Annotated in this window: 17 protein-coding genes and 1 pseudogene; 3 read left to right on the forward strand and 15 right to left on the reverse strand. The window is 52.7% G+C overall.

What is annotated here, in order from left to right; genetic code table 11:
- Nucleotides 1–32 precede the first annotated feature (32 nt).
- Nucleotides 33–1,028: a flagella biosynthesis regulator Flk gene (gene flk, locus OQV04_RS03240; protein WP_032281285.1), complete on the forward strand. Its 996-nt coding sequence runs from the start codon at nucleotides 33–35 to the stop codon at nucleotides 1,026–1,028.
- Here flk and OQV04_RS03245 read toward each other — a convergent pair.
- Together OQV04_RS03245 and fabB are read right to left on the reverse strand one after the other, a co-directional pair.
- Complete coding sequence (locus OQV04_RS03245; RefSeq protein ID WP_000127789.1) at nucleotides 1,025–2,203, reverse strand: arabinose transporter; 1,179 nt, start codon at nucleotides 2,201–2,203, stop codon at nucleotides 1,025–1,027. The genes flk and OQV04_RS03245 overlap by 4 nt on opposite strands.
- Nucleotides 2,204–2,477: 274 nt before the next feature.
- Entirely contained in the window at nucleotides 2,478–3,698 is a 1,221-nt protein-coding gene (gene fabB, locus OQV04_RS03250; RefSeq protein WP_000817178.1) for a beta-ketoacyl-ACP synthase I, read from the reverse strand.
- 158 nt (nucleotides 3,699–3,856) lie between these two features.
- Between fabB and mnmC the strand changes: the two genes are divergently transcribed.
- Nucleotides 3,857–5,863 (forward strand): bifunctional tRNA (5-methylaminomethyl-2-thiouridine)(34)-methyltransferase MnmD/FAD-dependent 5-carboxymethylaminomethyl-2-thiouridine(34) oxidoreductase MnmC, encoded by a 2,007-nt coding sequence (gene mnmC, locus OQV04_RS03255; RefSeq protein WP_032281287.1) that lies wholly within the window; start codon nucleotides 3,857–3,859, stop codon nucleotides 5,861–5,863.
- 120 nt (nucleotides 5,864–5,983) lie between these two features.
- On the opposite strand, the gene OQV04_RS03260 is transcribed toward mnmC, so the two are convergent.
- From OQV04_RS03260 to prmB, 6 genes are read right to left on the reverse strand one after another with little or no spacing between them, the layout of a single operon-like run.
- A complete protein-coding gene (locus tag OQV04_RS03260) occupies nucleotides 5,984–6,262 on the reverse strand; it encodes a YfcL family protein (RefSeq protein ID WP_000559764.1) in 279 nt (92 codons plus the stop codon).
- Between the two features lie 33 nt (nucleotides 6,263–6,295).
- On the reverse strand, nucleotides 6,296–6,844 hold the full coding sequence (epmC, locus tag OQV04_RS03265) for an elongation factor P hydroxylase (protein WP_001089222.1): 549 nt from the start codon (nucleotides 6,842–6,844) through the stop codon (nucleotides 6,296–6,298).
- Nucleotides 6,844–7,653: a sulfite exporter TauE/SafE family protein gene (locus OQV04_RS03270; protein WP_000447361.1), complete on the reverse strand. Its 810-nt coding sequence runs from the start codon at nucleotides 7,651–7,653 to the stop codon at nucleotides 6,844–6,846. Before OQV04_RS03270 ends, epmC begins: the two co-directional genes overlap by 1 nt.
- Nucleotides 7,653–8,477 carry a penicillin-insensitive murein endopeptidase gene (gene mepA / locus OQV04_RS03275; RefSeq protein WP_032281289.1) on the reverse strand — a complete coding sequence of 275 codons (825 nt, stop codon included), beginning with the start codon at nucleotides 8,475–8,477 and terminating at the stop codon, nucleotides 7,653–7,655. Before mepA ends, OQV04_RS03270 begins: the two co-directional genes overlap by 1 nt.
- Nucleotides 8,478–8,480: 3 nt before the next feature.
- Nucleotides 8,481–9,566, reverse strand: a complete 1,086-nt coding sequence (gene aroC / locus OQV04_RS03280; protein WP_032281290.1) for a chorismate synthase — start codon at nucleotides 9,564–9,566, stop codon at nucleotides 8,481–8,483.
- Between the two features lie 34 nt (nucleotides 9,567–9,600).
- Nucleotides 9,601–10,533 (reverse strand): 50S ribosomal protein L3 N(5)-glutamine methyltransferase, encoded by a 933-nt coding sequence (gene prmB / locus OQV04_RS03285; RefSeq protein WP_001306448.1) that lies wholly within the window; start codon nucleotides 10,531–10,533, stop codon nucleotides 9,601–9,603.
- Nucleotides 10,534–10,698: 165 nt separating this feature from the next.
- Here prmB and smrB point away from each other — a divergent pair, with 165 nt between their 5' ends.
- Nucleotides 10,699–11,250 (forward strand): endonuclease SmrB, encoded by a 552-nt coding sequence (gene smrB, locus OQV04_RS03290; RefSeq protein WP_023308129.1) that lies wholly within the window; start codon nucleotides 10,699–10,701, stop codon nucleotides 11,248–11,250.
- Nucleotides 11,251–11,319: 69 nt separating this feature from the next.
- Here smrB and OQV04_RS03295 read toward each other — a convergent pair.
- From OQV04_RS03295 to OQV04_RS03325, 7 genes and pseudogenes are all read right to left on the reverse strand, one after another.
- Nucleotides 11,320–12,151 (reverse strand): annotated as a pseudogene (locus OQV04_RS03295) (StfH/YfcO family fimbrial adhesin).
- Between the two features lies 1 nt (nucleotide 12,152).
- A complete protein-coding gene (locus OQV04_RS03300; protein WP_032281313.1) occupies nucleotides 12,153–12,692 on the reverse strand; it encodes a fimbrial protein in 540 nt (179 codons plus the stop codon).
- A complete protein-coding gene (locus tag OQV04_RS03305) occupies nucleotides 12,689–13,177 on the reverse strand; it encodes a fimbrial protein (RefSeq protein WP_032281314.1) in 489 nt (162 codons plus the stop codon). The genes OQV04_RS03300 and OQV04_RS03305 overlap by 4 nt, the downstream gene beginning before the upstream one ends.
- Entirely contained in the window at nucleotides 13,174–13,671 is a 498-nt protein-coding gene (locus OQV04_RS03310) for a fimbrial protein (protein ID WP_032281315.1), read from the reverse strand. Before OQV04_RS03310 ends, OQV04_RS03305 begins: the two co-directional genes overlap by 4 nt.
- Nucleotides 13,672–13,686: 15 nt before the next feature.
- Nucleotides 13,687–14,439 (reverse strand): fimbria/pilus periplasmic chaperone, encoded by a 753-nt coding sequence (locus OQV04_RS03315; protein WP_274446442.1) that lies wholly within the window; start codon nucleotides 14,437–14,439, stop codon nucleotides 13,687–13,689.
- 22 nt (nucleotides 14,440–14,461) lie between these two features.
- Complete coding sequence (locus OQV04_RS03320) at nucleotides 14,462–17,044, reverse strand: fimbrial biogenesis outer membrane usher protein (protein ID WP_274446441.1); 2,583 nt, start codon at nucleotides 17,042–17,044, stop codon at nucleotides 14,462–14,464.
- 138 nt (nucleotides 17,045–17,182) lie between these two features.
- Nucleotides 17,183–17,746: a fimbrial protein gene (locus OQV04_RS03325; protein ID WP_000033336.1), complete on the reverse strand. Its 564-nt coding sequence runs from the start codon at nucleotides 17,744–17,746 to the stop codon at nucleotides 17,183–17,185.
- Nucleotides 17,747–18,074 lie beyond the last annotated feature (328 nt).

The following is an 18,074-nucleotide window of genomic DNA, read 5'->3' on the forward strand; positions in this document are numbered from 1 at the left end:
ACTTGCGAAGATTTCAGGTATAAGGATACGTAATGATACAACCTATTTCCGGCCCTCCTCCTGGGCAACCACCAGGTCAGGGAGATAACCTGGCGTCTGGCGCGGGCAATCAGCCTTTATCCAGTCAGCAACGTACTTCGCTGGAAAGCTTAATGACGAAAGTGACCTCACTGACGCAACAGCAAAGAGCAGAACTGTGGGCGGGTATCAGGCACGATATTGGTCTGTCGGGAGATTCACCGCTGCTTTCGCGTCACTTCCCTGCCGCTGAGCATAATCTGGCGCAACGTCTGCTGGCCGCGCAAAAAAGCCATTCTGCCCGCCAGCTTTTAGCGCAATTAGGGGAGTATTTACGTCTGGGGAATAATCGTCAGGCGGTCACGGATTATATCCGTCAAAACTTTGGTCAGACGCCGCTGAATCAGCTCTCACCGGAGCAATTAAAAACCATTCTAACCCTGTTGCAGGAAGGGAAGATGGTTATTCCGCAACCGCAGCAGCGCGAGGCGACCGATCGTCCTTTATTACCGGCGGAGCACAATGCGCTCAAACAGCTGGTGACCAAACTTGCGGCGGCAACGGGGGAACCCAGCAAACAGATCTGGCAATCGATGCTGGAACTTTCCGGGGTGAAAGATGGCGAGTTAATTCCAGCGAAACTGTTTAACCATCTGGTGACCTGGCTGCAGGCGCGTCAGACGCTAAGCCAGCAAAATACGCCGACGCTGGAATCACTACAAATGACGCTAAAACAACCTTTAGATGCCAGTGAACTGGCGGCGTTATCGGCATATATCCAGCAAAAATATGGCCTTTCTGCGCAATCATCGCTTTCTTCTGCCCAGGCCGAGGATATTCTTAATCAGCTTTATCAACGGCGGGTTAAAGGGATTGATCCGCGTGATATGCAACCGCTGCTTAATCCTTTTCCACCGATGATGGACACGTTGCAAAATATGGCAACGCGTCCCGCGCTGTGGATACTGTTAGTCGCGATTATCCTGATGCTGGTCTGGCTGGTTCGTTAACCCCGACGAAATGACAGTATCGTGACAATAATTCCCAGCACCGCAGAGATCGCCCCGGCAAGAAATACCGAAGAGTAACCAAACGTGGTCGCCAGCATTCCCGCCAGCGGCCCGGAGACGCCGAGGGCGATATCCTGAAACGCGGCGTAACCGCCCAGTGCGGTGCCGCGAACTTGTGAGGGGACACGTTTAACCACCTCCACGCCCAGCGCAGGAAAGATAAGCGAACATCCGGCTCCGGTTAACGCCGCGCCCGCTAATGCGACCCACGCACCCGGGGCTTGCCAGAGCAGCAACAAGCCCACCGTTTCTACAAGCAGAGAGACGATCGCCACTTTCACGCCGCCAAAACGATCCGGCATCCAGCCAAACATGACGCGCATCACGACAAATGCGCCGCCAAACGCGGTAAGAGTAAAGCCCGCCATCGCCCATCCTTTGCTGGCAAAGTAGAGCGAAACGAAAGTCCCGATAACCGCAAAACCAACGCCTTGTAGTGCCAGCCCTAACCCTGGCTTCCAGATAAGCCCGACAACGCTCCACAGAGATGGACGTTCTCCCGCCAGGGCTGGTACTTTGCGCACTGTGCCGTTACAGGCCCACGCCAGTAAGGGTAATGCCATTGTGGTGAGCGCCAGTGCGGCAAAACCGTAATGGCTATGAATCAACAGGCCAAGCGGTGCACCAACAGCGAGGGCACCGTAAATCGCCATTCCGTTCCATGACATTACTTTGCCAGAGTGTTTTGGCCCTACGATGCCTAATCCCCAGGTCAGAGCGCCTGTCAGTAACTGGCTTTCACCAAACCCAAGAATCAAACGCCCGACGACCAACAGGGCAAATTTGAACGGTGCGGAGACGGGCAAAATCGCCGCCAGCAGCAACGCGCCCCCCGCCAGACCACAAGCTAACATCCCCTGAAGCGCCGAACGTTTTGCGCCATATTGATCGGCCAGTCGCCCGGCGTAACCACGCGTCAGCACCGTAGCCAGAAACTGAATCCCGACGGCAATGCCGACCATGGTATTGCCATAGCCCAATTCATGATGAACAAACAACGGGATAACCGGCAACGGCAACCCTACGGTCATGTAGGTGAGAAAAACCGCAAAAGCGATGCGGAAGAGCGAAAAATTGGCAGAAGATCGTGTTTCGGTTTGGCTTACAGCAGTCATGCATTACTCCAGAATGCAGCGCAAGGCGAGGAGTATCCCCGTCTCATCTCTCTGGTTTCAGGGTTACGGTGCGTTGGCAGGAATTAACGCGTACGTCTTTTCAGAAGGAAATCGACAAAGCGGGAAGTTTGCCTGGTACAGGCGGCGATTGTCAATGATGTGAAAAAGGGAACCATCAGGTTCCCTTTGGCGTTAGTGCCGGAGGCCGCATTGGCGCGTAACGTCGGATGCGACGCTGGCGCGTCTTATCCGACCTACTCCGGCCTACTGCGAATTAATCTTTCAGCTTGCGCATTACCAGCGTGGCGTTGGTGCCGCCGAAGCCGAAGCTGTTAGACATAACAGTGGTCAGTTCGCGATCGGTCGTTTCGGTCACGATGTTCAGACCCGCAGCCTGCTCGTCCAGCTCTTCAATGTTGATGCTCGGGGCGATAAAGCCGTGTTCCAGCATCAGCAGAGAGTAGATAGCTTCCTGTACGCCAGCAGCGCCCAGAGAGTGACCGGTCATGGCTTTGGTTGCAGAAATCGCCGGGCTCTTATCGCCGAACACTTCACGGATAGCTGCCAGCTCTTTCACGTCGCCAACCGGAGTCGAAGTACCGTGGGAGTTCAGGTAATCGATTGGGGTATCAACGCCATGCATCGCCATCTTCATGCAGCGTACTGCGCCTTCGCCAGACGGAGCAACCATGTCTGCGCCATCAGACGTTGCGCCGTAGCCAACGATTTCAGCATAGATATGAGCACCACGCGCCAGCGCGTGTTCCAGCTCTTCAACCACCACCATACCGCCGCCGCCAGCGATAACGAAACCGTCACGGTGAGCATCGTAAGTACGGGAGGCTTTTTCCGGGGTGTCGTTGTATTTAGTAGACAGCGCACCCATTGCGTCGAATTCGCAAGCCATTTCCCAGCACAGCTCTTCGCCGCCGCCAGCAAACACGATGTCCTGTTTGCCCAGTTGGATCTGCTCTACTGCGTTACCGATACAGTGTGCGGAAGTCGCACACGCGGAGCTGATGGAGTAGTTAACGCCATGAATTTTAAACGGGGTGGCGAGGCAGGCAGAAACGCCGGATGCCATCGCTTTGGTGACCACATATGGGCCAACCGCTTTCAGGCCGCGCGGACCGCGCATTGCGTCAGCGCCGAACACCTGGAAACGCGGGGAGCCGCCGCCGGAACCTGCAATCAGGCCAACGCGCGGATTATTCTGGTAAGCTTCCGGGGAGAGGCCCGCATCAGCGATTGCCTGCTCCATAGAAAGGAATGCATAAATGGATGCGTCGCTCATAAAGCGCACAACTTTGCGGTCAATGAGGCCAGTGGTATCCAGTTTTACGTTGCCCCAGACGTGGCTACGCATGCCGGAATCCTTCAGCTCCTGAGAGAAAGTGATCCCTGAACGTCCTTCACGCAGAGATGCCAGGACTTCCTGCTGGTTATTACCGATGCTGGAAACAATGCCCAGGCCAGTAATCACTGCACGTTTCATTCAATACCTCTGTAAGTCGCACATAGAGTAAGTTTCGAATGCACAATAGCGTACACTTGTACGCCGAACAAGTCCGATCAGCCAATTAATAGAGAAATTTGCGCAGCCTTACACACATCGCTAAGATCGAGCCACCGCCTGTAAGACGAGTAACTTACGTGAAACACTACTCCATACAACCTGCCAACCTCGAATTTAATGCTGAGGGTACACCTGTTTCCCGAGATTTTGATGATGTCTATTTTTCCAACGATAACGGGCTGGAAGAGACGCGTTATGTTTTTCTGGGAGGTAACCAATTAGAGGCACGCTTTCCTGAACATCCACATCCTCTGTTTGTGGTAGCAGAGAGCGGCTTCGGCACCGGATTAAACTTCCTGACGCTATGGCAGGCATTTGATCAGTTTCGCGAAGCGCATCCGCAAGCGCAATTACAACGCTTACATTTCATTAGTTTTGAGAAATTTCCCCTCACCCGTGCGGATTTAGCCTTAGCGCATCAACACTGGCCGGAACTGGCTCCGTGGGCAGAACAACTTCAGGCGCAGTGGCCAATGCCCTTGCCCGGTTGCCACCGTTTATTACTCGATGAAGGCCGCGTGACGCTGGATTTATGGTTTGGCGATATTAATGAACTGACCAGCCAACTGGACGATTCGCTAAATCAAAAAGTAGATGCCTGGTTTCTGGACGGCTTTGCGCCAGCGAAAAACCCGGATATGTGGACGCAAAATCTGTTTAACGCCATGGCAAGGTTGGCGCGTCCGGGCGGCACGCTGGCGACATTTACGTCTGCCGGTTTTGTCCGCCGCGGTTTGCAGGACGCCGGATTCACGATGCAAAAACGTAAGGGCTTTGGGCGCAAACGGGAAATGCTTTGTGGGGTGATGGAACAGACATTATCACTCCCCTGCTCCACGCCGTGGTTTAACCGTACGGGCAGCAGCAAACGGGAAGTTGCGATTATCGGCGGCGGTATTGCCAGCGCATTGTTGTCGCTGGCGTTATTACGGCGCGGCTGGCAAGTAACGCTTTATTGCGCGGATGAAGCCCCCGCGCTGGGTGCTTCCGGCAATCGCCAGGGGGCGTTGTATCCGTTATTAAGCAAACACGATGAGGCGCTAAACCGCTTTTTCTCTAATGCGTTTACTTTTGCTCGTCGGTTTTACGACCAATTACCCGTTAAATTTGATCATGACTGGTGCGGCGTCACGCAGTTAGGCTGGGATGAGAAAAGCCAGCATAAAATCGCACAGATGCTGTCAATGGATTTACCCGAAGAACTGGCTGTAGCCGTTGAGGCAAATGCGGTTGAACAAATTACGGGCGTTGCGACAAATTGCAGCGGCATTACTTATCCACAAGGTGGTTGGCTGTGCCCAGCAGAACTGACCCGTAATGTGCTGGAACTGGCGCAACAGCAGGGTTTGCAGATTTATTATCAATATCAGTTACAGGATTTATCCCGTAAGGATGACTGTTGGTTGTTGAATTTTGCAGGAGATCAGCAAGCAACACACAGCGTAGTGGTACTGGCGAACGGGCATCAAATCAGCCGTTTCAGCCAAACATCATCTCTGCCAGTATATTCGGTTGCCGGTCAGGTCAGCCATATTCCGACGACACCCGAACTGGCAAAACTGAAGCAGGTGCTGTGCTATGACGGTTATCTCACGCCACAAAATCCGGCGAATCAGCACCATTGTATTGGTGCCAGTTATCATCGCGGCAGCGAAGAGACGGCGTACAGTGAAGACGATCAGCAGCAGAATCGCCAGCGGTTGATTGATTGTTTCCCACACGCACAATGGGCGAAGACGGTTGATGTCAGTAAAAAAGAGGCACGTTGCGGTGTGCGTTGCGCCACTCGCGATCATCTGCCAATGGTAGGCAATGTCCCCGATTATGACGCAACGCTCGTGGAATATGCCTCGCTGGCAGAACAGAAAGAAGACGCAGTCAGCGCGCCGATTTATGCCGATCTCTTTATGCTTGCTGCTTTGGGTTCGCGTGGTTTGTGCTCTGCCCCACTGTGCGCCGAAATTCTGGCGGCGCAAATGAGCGACGAACCAATTCCGATGGATGCCAGTACGCTGGCGGCGTTAAACCCGAATCGGTTATGGGTGCGGAAATTGTTGAAGGGTAAAGCAGTTAAGGCTGGGTAACCAGCTTTGGCATTGTTTGTCGGATGCGGCGTGAACGCCTTATCCGACCTACGTGTGACGTGTAGGCCTGATAAGACGCGATAAGCGTCGCATCAGGCATGGTGCTCCAGACGCCGCAACTTACTGCTGTGACGCCTGCTGAAACAGGTTTTCCCACATATCGGTCACCAGCGCCTGGTCACGCGGCGACAATTCACCAGCACCAATGGCTTTTTCCAGACTCTGGCTAACGGTCGTATGCACCGCCTGAGCGGAGTGGTCATCACCACTTTCCAGTTCTGCGATGGCTAATGTCAGGTGGCCACGCAAATACCCACTGGCAAACAACTCATCATCACTGGCATGGTCAACCATACCGTCGATTAATGCCAGAATGCGTGATTCAAACTCCGCGATCATCTTCTTTCCTCATTGTAAAACGTGGCGCTGGCTTCAGTTGAGCGCTTCCGGCCACGGGAACTGTTCCGCCGTAAGTTCCGGCGTGTGATAATAATTTTGTAGTGCTTTAATGAAACGTGCCGGGCGTTCCGGAATGCCATTTGTTAGATAATCCATCACCTGCGCATGTACTCGCCGTTGAAACACCACGCGGTCCGGTTCGAAGTCGCCTTCCAGATTGTCGCAACTGACGTTAAACGGATATCCAGCCGCCACGCAGAACAACCAGTCGAGCGCCTGCGGCTTCACTTCAACATCTTCAAACTGGCTTTGCGTTTGGGCATCGCGTCCGTCCGGGCAATACCAGTAGCCGAAATCAACCAGCTCACGGCGCGCTTTTCCGGCAATACACCAGTGCGAAATCTCATGAATTGCGCTGGCATAAAAGCCATGAGCAAAGACGATTCGGTTATACGGTACTTCCGCATCAGCAGGAAGATAGATCGGTTCGTCGTCGCCTTTAATCAGACGGGTATTAAAATCATCGGCAAAGCAGCTATTAAAAATTTCAATCAACTGCTCATAGTGGTGTGTACTGTTCATTAGTTCATCCCCAACCAGTGGAGGATCTCCTGTCCGTGGCTATCATAAAGTAATTTGGCACTCATCACCGCCGAGACGATAACGATCATCGGGCGGATCAGTTTTTGTCCTTTGCTCAACACCAGTCTTGAACCCATGCGCGCGCCGAGGAACTGCCCCACCAGCATCACAAAGCCCGTCGCCCAAATCACTTTGCCGCCGAGAATAAACAGCAGTAAGCCGCCGATGTTTGACGTTGCGTTGAGCAATTTGGCGTGAGCCGTGGCTTTGGCGAGGTTAAATCCGCACAGCGTAACAAAGGCCAGCGCGTAAAACGATCCGGCTGCCGGACCAAAGAATCCGTCGTAAAAACCGACGCAGCCACCGGCAATTAACGCGAAGGGTAAACCGTACATCCGGCGCTGGCGGTCTTCTTCACCCAGCTTTGGCATCAGCAAGAAATAGAGGCCGATACAAATCACCAGAATAGGCAAAATCTGCCTCAAGACATCAGCCTGAACGTATTGCACCAGCAGCGCGCCGCTCATTGAGCCGACAAAGGTCATGGCGATATTGAGTTTCTGATCGCTTAAACTAACCACTTTGCGGCGAATAAAGTAGATAGTGGCGGAAATAGAGCCGCCGCAGGCTTGCAGTTTATTGGTTGCCAGCGCATTAGCGGGAGACATCCCCGCCGCCATCAATGCCGGAATGGTGAGTAACCCACCGCCACCGGCAATCGAGTCGATAAATCCCGCCAGCATGGCGACAAAAAAGAGAACTCCCAGCAACAGCGGGGAAACCATAAACAGGCTATTAAACGTTTCCATTAGATCACGTGCTCATCCAGTAGCGCCTGGCAGGAAGGCGGCAACGGAGGCGGTGTCTTCTTCTCAGGCTTTGTTGTTCCCGGTTTTGGAGGTTCAAACCAGCTTTGCAGTTCTGCCCCGCAACCATCGCCTGATGGCGGTAAAGGTTGATCTTCACACTCCAGACTATCGGCAGGGCAACGTAATCGTACATGCATATGCGCGCGATGCTGGAACCAGGGTCGCACTTTGCGCAACCAGTCGCGATCGGTGCCCGCATCAAGGCAAAGTTGTTGTTTAATCGCCGGATTAACAAAAATGCGCGTGACGTCTTTGTCCTGGGCGGCGAGTTTGATCAAGCTGAAAATTTCCGGCTTCCACAGCGTGGGGACAACGCGTTTACCGTCGCGGGATACTAAGTCCAGTGCTTGCGGGCGCAAGAGCTGCGCGGAGGTCCAGCGAGTTTTCGGCAGTTGCAGAAAGATATCGACATCCAGTCCGGTCTGGTGGCTGGCATGACCGCCGTTGAAACGCCCACCAGCGGGCATCCCCATATCGCCAATCAGCACCGTACCCATGCCCAGATTGCTCACCTGGCTACTCAGACGCTGGATAAACATCACCAGGTCCGGGTGACCGAAATAGCGACGCTGATCGGTACGCATGACCTGATAATGTTCGGACTGTATCGGCAGCGTGTCAGCGCCGACGATACAGCCATTAGAAAAACTGCCTATCGATTGTGCGCTACCCAGCACAGGTTGGGTTATTTTTTGCCACGGCGTCGCTGCCAGGCTGGCGCTACTGGCAAGCAGGGCCAGCAGCGCAATCGCGGTTTTGTTCATTTTTTACCAGCGTGGAATATCAGTCTTCACATCGGCATTTTGCGCCCGCTGCCGTAGCAGGTGATCCATTAAAACGATCGCCAGCATCGCTTCAGCGATCGGCACCGCGCGGATCCCGACACAGGGATCGTGACGGCCTTTGGTGATCATCTCAACTTCTTCGCCAAAGCGGTTAATGGTGCGCCCCGGCACGGTAATGCTGGAAGTCGGTTTCAGCGCCATATGGGCAATGATTTGCTGGCCGCTGCTGATACCGCCAAGAATACCGCCCGCATGGTTGCTCTGGAAACCGTCTTTGGTGATTTCGTCGCGGTTCTGGCTGCCACGCAGCGCTACGACGTCAAAACCATCACCAATTTCCACACCTTTCACCGCGTTAATGCTCATTAGCGCATGGGCGATGTCGGCATCCAGGCGATCAAAAACTGGCTCACCAAGCCCGGCAGGAACGCCACTGACAACAACGGTGACTTTCGCACCAATAGAGTCGCCCTCTTTTTTCAGCGCGCGCATCAGTTCATCTAACGCGTCGATTTTGTCCGGGTCCGGGCAGAAGAACGGATTTTGCTCGACCTGCGACCAGTCTTTGATTTCCAGCGGAATGTCGCCCATCTGGGTCAGGCAGCCGCGAATTTCGATGCCAAATTTCTTGGCGAGATATTTTTTGGCAATCGCTCCTGCCGCAACACGCATGGCAGTTTCACGAGCGGAAGAGCGCCCGCCGCCGCGATAATCACGCAGACCGTATTTTTGTTCGTAGGTGTAATCAGCATGGCCTGGGCGGAAAACATCTTTAATTGCGCTGTAATCCTGAGAACGCTGATCAGTGTTTTCGATCAACAAACCGATGCTGGTGCCGGTAGTAACACCTTCAAAAACACCGGAGAGAATTTTGACCTGATCCGGTTCGCGGCGCTGGGTGGTATAGCGCGATGTCCCAGGGCGACGACGGTCGAGGTCATGTTGCAGGTCCGCTTCTGTTAGCGGAATGCCTGGCGGAACACCATCGACGATGCAGCCGAGCGCCAGCCCGTGCGATTCGCCGAAGGTGGTTACGCGAAAGAGTTGTCCAATTGTGTTTCCAGCCATCACGGCTCCGTTATTGTTGTGTTTGCGTGTTTACTTAATCTTTATAAATCGCGAAATGTTCACGGGCCGCCAGCAGCTGCTCTTTGGTGAGCATAAACACACCATCGCCGCCGTTATCAAACTCCAGCCAGGTGAACGGAACATCCGGATATTGTTCCATAAGATGTACCATGCTGTTGCCGACTTCACAAATCAGCACACCATCATCAGCAAGGTAATCTGCCGCGTTACCGAGAATGCGACGCGTCAGTTTCAGGCCGTCGGTGCCAGATGCCAGGCCCAGTTCCGGCTCGTGGCGGTATTCATTTGGCAGGTCGGACATATCTTCCGCATCGACATACGGCGGGTTAGTGACGATCAGGTCGTACTGCACTTTCGGCAAATCACGGAACAGATCGGAACGAATCGGGATGACATTGTGGATCAGACCGTGTTCTTCGATGTTCTGTTCGGCAACCGCCAGCGCGTCGGGAGAGATATCTACCGCATCGACTTCTGCTTCCGGGAAGGCATAAGCACAGGCAATGGCAATGCAGCCGCTACCGGTACACATATCTAAAATATGCTGCGGTTGCTTGCTGATTAGCCCGGCAAATTTATTGTTGATCAGTTCACCAATCGGCGAGCGCGGCACCAGCACGCGTTCATCGACGTAAAATTCATGACCGCAGAACCAGGCTTTATTGGTCAGGTAAGCCACCGGAATGCGTTCGTTGACGCGGCGGATCACGCGCTCAACAATACGGTGTTTTTCGCTGGAGGTCAGACGCGCGGTGCGCATATCTTCCGGAATATCCAGCGGCAGGTAGAGCGACGGCAACACCAATTGTACCGCTTCATCCCACGGGTTATCGGTGCCGTGACCGTACCAGATATTTGCCGCGCTGAAGCGGCTAACCGACCAGCGCAACATGTCCTGAATGGTTTGCAGCTCATTAACTGCTTCATCAACGAAAATTTTATCCACGTATTCCTCCAGGGCATGATCGCAATAATTTCGGCGGCTAGTTTGCCATGAAGATGACGATAAATCAGCATTCACGCGCGGTGAGTGAGGAAAAATACGTTTAAAACGATCGATTGCGCTACGAGTCGGGTAAACTGTAGGAAAATTAGAAATAGAGACGCATAAATGAAAAAGAAAACAACACTTAGCGAGGAGGACCAGGCTCTGTTTCGCCAGTTGATGGCGGGGACTCGCAAGATTAAGCAGGACACCATTGTCCATCGGCCGCAGCGTAAAAAAGTCAGCGAAGTGCCCGTCAAACGGTTGATTCAGGAGCAGGTTGACGCCAGTCACTATTTCTCTGACGAATTTCAACCGTTATTAAATGCTGATGGCCCGGTGAAGTATGTACGCCCTGGTGTAGACCATTTTGAGGCGAAAAAGCTGCGCCGCGGCGATTATTCACCTGAGCTTTTCCTCGATTTACATGGTTTGACGCAAATGCAGGCCAAGCAGGAGCTGGGCGCGTTGATTGCCGCCTGCCGCCGTGAACATGTGTTTTGCGCTTGCGTAATGCACGGGCACGGGAAGCATATTTTAAAACAGCAAACGCCGCTGTGGCTGGCGCAACATCCGCATGTAATGGCATTTCACCAGGCGCCGAAAGAGTACGGCGGAGATGCAGCGTTGTTAGTGTTGATTGAAGTGGAAGAGTGGCTACCGCCGGAGTTGCCGTGAATTGTTGAGCGCATTGCGCCAGGAGCGGGGAATGGCAGGGTCGAAGACCCTGCCTGGTGGTTCTAAGGGCTACAACTCATTCAGTATGTACTGGAACCGGCAAGTAGAATCGATTGGCTGCATACTGCTGGTATCAACACGCACGACCATATCGTGTAACTGCTTGTCCGTTATAGGGTGTCGACTTGGCGTGACCGTGACTTCCGCCTTATCACATCCCGACGCAGTAAAAGTTATCATCTGTGCAACCCAGCGGCAGTAACCACCGGCTTCATCCATCTGCGAACTGTCGCACAATTTGCCATCTTTCATTAAATACGTTGAAAGCGTTTTCTCAACCACACTGCCCGTTGACTGCAGGGTGAGTAGTTTTGACTTACTGACAAAATTCTCACTCCATGAAACATCAAAAGGTTGAACAGAAACAGTCGGGCAAAGCGTGCCGTAACCATTCGGCCCCTGATACTTCACCCCCCCCCCTCTGCGGGGTATTCTGGACGGTATCATTGACGACTACTAGCCACGGGCAAAAAAACTCATCTTCAATCTCCACAGCAACGCTCACTTCAAACGTCATCGAACCACAGTCCCATGAAGAAGGTAAACCTGGACATAATGCTCTATCGAGATTCTGTTTGTAACTCTTCAATTTAACTGTCGGTGCAGGAGGTGGCCCATTCCAGCTGGTATTTTGTAGATAGTCGCCAGTGCGAAACACACTAGTAGACTGATATTCTCCATTGTAGACTCCCGAAGGCATCATGATTTTCAGGCTATATGAAATGGTAGCTGATATATCATGACCAATGCCGTAGTAAGTGGTAACACTATGCACGGCAGCGAGACCTTCTGTAGCAGAAATAAGTATTATCAGAGCGTACAACCATCGTAGTATTTTCATGTTAAATGTACTCAAATGTCGCAGTTAAAGAGGCGGTAAAATCACCGATCGTCACATCGCGACCGCTTTTCGCCTGGATCCAGGCTTTGAAATTAATCTCATTGTTACCGTTGATAAGCGCAAAGGTCGCCCCGGTGGGGTTGTTAATATCCACCCGTGTTCCGTCGAGCGTTTCCATTCCTATCCCCACGCCCTGCGCGGTGGAAGTGTCATCGACTGCCAGAAAACCCGGCTGACCGCTGTCTTCGGTGCCGCTCAGCGTGACTTTGACTTTGTATCCCGCCGGCCCTTTGCAGTCTTTCAGCTTAAACACAACCGGCAGGTGCGCGGACTGTCCGGCTACCATCAAATCCCGGTTGCTGACGGTGGGAAAATGGATTTCTGCCAGATTGGCACCATCCACCACCAGCGTGCAGGATTTACTCAGCAGGTTGCCGTAAAAATGCAGGTTGTTGTCCACGGCGAAAGTGTCTGTGCTGGCGGTCAGCAGCAGGCCCGCTAACAGCGCGTAACTGGGCGAATAAGTGCGTTCTGTTTTCATTGGTAATCCACCCGTAACGTTGCGTAAGCAGAAAAAGTCGTGTCCGTCAGCACCGCGTCAGCCGCTTTTACCGGCACCGCCTCCAGCTTCGGCTTCTGGCTAAAATCGGTGGCGTTAATGGAAAGCGGCTCGTTGAGCTTAAAACGCTGACCGTCGTGCTGAAGCTCAATTCCGAAACCGGGCACACTCGTCTCAATAGCAGAGTCGTTGTAGGAGGTTGCGGTCCCCGTCCAGGTGAGCGTCATATTCCACTCAGGATCGCGGACATCAGAGTCGCAACTCAGTTCGTAGTCCACTTTCTGACGACCGTAATTGCCGTCAATGCTGTCGATAATGAGATCGCGAAACTGCACTTCGATGGTTTGCCCGCCGCTGATGCTACATGCGGGCGGTGACATCAGCGTACCGTGGAATGTGATGTCCTCGTCGGTGGCCAGAGCCGAGCCCCAGCATGCGCACAGTAAAATAAGCGTGAGTTTTTTCATTGGTAATCAACCACCATGGTCAGACTGGCGTTAAATTCCGACGGCGTTAACTGCACCCCGCTCTGCTTTACCGGTACCGCTTTCAGCTGTGGCTGGGTGTTAAAGTTGAAAGGCGTCCAGGTATTTTCACCGACCGCAAACAGGGAATTATCGGCAGCGTTTTCAATCCGCACTCCCAGGCCAGCGATATTCGTGCTGAGAACCGTTTCTCCGTTGATAACGGCGGTATTGCCTTTAAGCTGCATTTGTAAGTCATCGCTGGCCTTATTGCCGCAGCTCAGGGTGTATTTCGCATCCTGTCGGTAATTGGTGCCATTAATCTTATTGATGAACACATTGCCAAATTCCACCGCGCTTCCCTTCACGGAACACGGCGGCGGTGCATCCACTAACACGCGCAGAGTTAACTCCACGGTTTTACTGCCAGCCATAACAGGGAAACTACAGAGACTGAATACCAGAAACCCCGCGCCCGCTAAAAACTTGTGACTCATAAGTTTCTCCCGGCATCAGCCTTTGCGGCTCTGCTCTACATCCACCTGGCAGGTATCGCCGCCACATTTAAAATACAGCGGCATCCGTGCGCCATAGTCGTTAACGTAGGTCAGCACCGGGACGCTATCCATTTTGACTTTTAACGGCACAGAGGTTTTTGGCGATATCACCATGGGGGAAAATCCCGCTGCCGGATTGCCATTTTTTTGTGCACTAGCGTTACTGATAACCACGAAGTACGGCGTCGGGTTATTGACAGTAAACTCCTGGCCGCTGCGGGTTAAGGTCACCTTATGCTGCCATGGATTTTTCATGCTGACGTTTTCCAGCGCCTTTGGTCGCCAGAACAGCTTGATGCGCGTTTGCAGCGCAATCTGTAACGTGTTGGGTTTGTTCGATTTCGGCGGGATCTCACGCACGTTGAAATAGAACACGCTCTCGCGGTCGGCAGGCAGCTTGTTGATATCCGGCATGCCCTGTATCTTCACCTGACCGTTCATCATGGAATCGATGCGCTGCACCGGCGGCAGTACCGTCAGCGGCGAGCTAATCTTGTTACCCTGCTCGTCTTCCATCCAGCTTTGTGCCAGATACGGCATTTTCGGGTCGTTATTGCGCAGCGTGACGCTGATTGATTTATCACTTTCGTTAAAAGTCAGGCGTGTACGGTCCGGGGTGACAGAGGCCTGTGCTGACAGGCTGGCGGCAGTTATCAGTAACGCCAGCGTCGTTGCGGCCGTTCTGGCAGAACAAAATAGATTCGTCATGGATCATTCCTTAATCACGTTATTAATTGGCGGATACCGATACCGGCGCTTCCGTTGGCATCACCTGCTGGGTCTGCTCCTGGATCACCGGCTTAATTTCATTGGGCACCGGGGAAGGTATCGCCCCTGTTTGCTGGCATGGTAGTAACAGGCCATTGAACAGATCGGCTGGCAGCGGGTCAGGCAGATGAATATCGCAGTGGGCCACACCGCCCCATGAAACGATCATATGCTCGCCAGGTTTGACGCCCGCGAGGTAGACGTTGCCGTCATCGTCAACCAGACCGACGTTCTGCGCGCTGTCGTTTTTCACTTCCGCGCCAAACGGCGGATAGCTGCCATCCTGCAGACGCAGTACCGCCATCGCTTTTTGCCCGCTGATCACCGAGAACTTACGGTAGCCAATGGCCCCTTCGGTAAGCGTCGCCTGCACCACGGACTGGGTGGCTTCGGCGTTTTCCGGCAGGTTGTTAAGGTCGATATACGCCTGGTTGCGGTAGTAGTTGTTGACGTCTGCCACCACGGCCTTACCGAACATATTGGTGTAAACCGCCGCACCGTTTCCTTCCACCGGAACACCGGCCACACCGTCGGCATCAATCAGCAGACGCGTGCCGCCCATATTCTGGGTGCGGTGGAGCGCGCCACCCTGCGCGGTGAGCGTCGCCCCGCCCTGGAGTGAAATCCCCGCTGAGGTGTACTGCCCTTCATGGTAGTTGGCGCTGAGATCCACCTGCGCAAGCGATCCATCGTGGCTGTAATAGCCGTCAACGCTGGAGTGTTTGTCGCTGGTGCCCACGTTCAGCTGGTAGTGAGTTGCGTCATCGACACGGCTGAAATACCCCACCTGACTGCTGTCCGAACCGCTGCCATAGTTGCCGTTATAGCTGATGGTGCTGCTGTCACCCCACGGCATGCTGAGCGATATGTACACACCTTTATCGGCCTGGTTATCATACTCGTAGCGGTATCCGGTCATGGAAATGCTCATGTTGCGGATACTGCCCAGGTTGAAGTAGTGAGAGAGCATGACGTTGTAGTTGGTCTGCTCGTCGCGATCCCAGTAAGTATGGCGGGTGTAGTTGAGATAAACAGATACACCGGCATCCCTGAAGTTCTGGTTGTAGGTGGCGGTGTACATCTCTTTGTCGTTGCCGGTGCGCACCATTTCGCTGTCGCTGGCATCGAGATACTCGCTCATGGTCATGAAGTTCTCTTCCGAGAAGCGGTATCCGGCAAAAGTGACGCGGCTGTTCAGTTCATCGAAGTCTTTGGAATAGCTCACGCGAAACGAGTTACCGTCCAGTGAACCTTTACCGTAGGCGGTCTCTTTATCCAGACGGGTATGCGAGTGGGTGATATCAAAGGCGACCGCACCAAACACAGACAGATCGCGACCGACGCCAAGCGCCGCCGACTGATAGTGTTCATCTGCCAGCGCCCCGCCGTAGAGCGACCAGCCGTTGGCAATCCCCCATGAAGCTTCGCCGCCGGAGAAGAAACCACCTTCAACATGATGCCCCCACTCCTGCGGGCGGCCCATCATCAGCTTATAGCGCACCTGGCCGGGGCGGGTCAGGAACGGCATCGAGGCGGTGTTGATGTCATATTCCTGCACCTGGCCGTTCTGTTCTTCAATGCGGATGTGCAGTGTACCGGAGACAGAATCGCCAAGATCCTGGATGCGGAACGGCCCCGCCGGAACCTGCGTTTCGTAAATCACGCGGCCCATCTGGCTGACGGTCACTTTCGCGGTGGTGTGCGCCACGCCGGAGATATCCGGCGCATAGCCGCGCAGATTCGGCGGCAACATTTGATCGTCGGTGCTGATACTGCCACCCACGTAGTTAAAGCCGTCGAAAATATCAGAATTAAGGTAGTCTTCGCCAAGGCCAAGTTTGGCTTTTAGCGACGGTAAGGCTCGCCAGGCGTAGTAGCGGCTCCACTCCCAGTTTTTTTGCGTGTCATCACCGTTGATAACATCGTCATCATTGCTTTTACTATGCAAATAATCAGTCTGCCAGTCGGCTCGCAGACGCCATGCGCCGAGGTTCACCCCAACCGTCCCGTTGCCGCTAATTTCATTGCTGTCATCCCCGCCATTTTCTTCATGTCGTGTCTGAGCGGTAATACTGTAGTCAGCAATTAAACCAGATATACCGTCATCCCAGCGTGAAGGCGGATCCCAGTTGATGTCGGTATATTCAAGGTAAGCCTGGGGTAATGAAATGACTAACGCTGACTGACTCAGGTCAGCTTTAATATCAATGCCTTCCAGTTGACCGGGTTTCAGGCATTTGCCGTCGTGGATCCATTGCAGGTTTTTTGCCACATCCTCTTTTAAGCCAAACTGCGCGACCAGTTCAGGCGGCAGGCAGGCATAGGTTTTACTGGCATCGTTCTCAGAGGCGTACCAGTAAATATCGTATTCTTCCGTCAGCGGCTGTTTATTTAGTTGAACCTGTAAATTGTATTTCCCAGGCTCGACATAACCCTGGCTGGAAAATCGCTTCAGATCGATTTTTGTGTCGCCTTTTAACTCCAGAAAACGGGAATCAAACTGAATTTCATCTTCAGCCCAGGCATTGACATAACTCCCGGACATTGCCAATGCAACTTAGCAGGGAAGTACCCGCAGTCGGAAAAGAGAATGGTCAGGCATACACGTATCCATCCGTAATTATTATAATTTGCGCGAATTCCATTTAAAAACCCCATAGCCCGAAAGCTATGGGGGTATCACTTAGAGATAAGTAATCTGGAAGGTCGTGTTGGCTTCAAAATTACCTAAATCTGGCGCATCAGCAGCGCCCACCAGCCAGGCTTTAAAGTCCAGCGTCTGCTTCGCTTTGCCTTTGTTGGTCGCCGTATCGTTTACGATTTTCTGTTCGATACCCGCGCCGCTTTTATAAGAGGTTCCCTGAGCGTCACCAATGGCCAGGCTGACATTGTTAAATGCCGCACCAGTATCGGTATTGTAAATGGTGTAGTAATTGCCGCTGTTGGTAGAAGACGCGTTACCGGTGAAGGTAGTGGTCATCGTTGTCTGGGTGTCAAACACACAGTCTTGCAGATGGATCTGGAAAGCTTTCGGTGTAGAAGTCCCGTTGTTTTTCAGGATCCCTGAACCAATGTCACCCATATCAACTTCCAGTTTGTGATCATCAGGAACGATGGAGCACGGGGAATCTTCAATGGTGCCGTAGAAACGTGCTGTACCATTGTTGCCAGCGGCGATTGTTGAAGTAGAAGCGAACGCACCCATTACCATTGTTGCAGCAATAGCTGTTTTTACAAACTTACTCATTATTTGTCCTTAAACCATAAATAATTAAAAATATAAACATTGCAATACATTGATTCAGTCAATAGCAATTATTTATACCCAGCCATTGAATACGGCATGCGATCCAAAAAAACAGGTCGTAAAAAATGTATTCGTTGGTGTGGGGTCGAATAGTGATGTTTTCACTCCCCTGATTCAATTTAATTTTACTAATGAGTAAATGTAGATTTAATTAATATATTGATAGGGGAAAGATTATCTTAAGGATCTTCTAAAAAAACACGAAATATATATTTAGAAAAAACAGGAAGCATATCAACAATGAATGCCAATAGCTTAAAAAACAAAC

The organism is Escherichia sp. Lx600-2 (genome assembly GCF_036662595.1).
In the GTDB taxonomy this organism is placed as follows: domain Bacteria; phylum Pseudomonadota; class Gammaproteobacteria; order Enterobacterales; family Enterobacteriaceae; genus Escherichia; species Escherichia coli.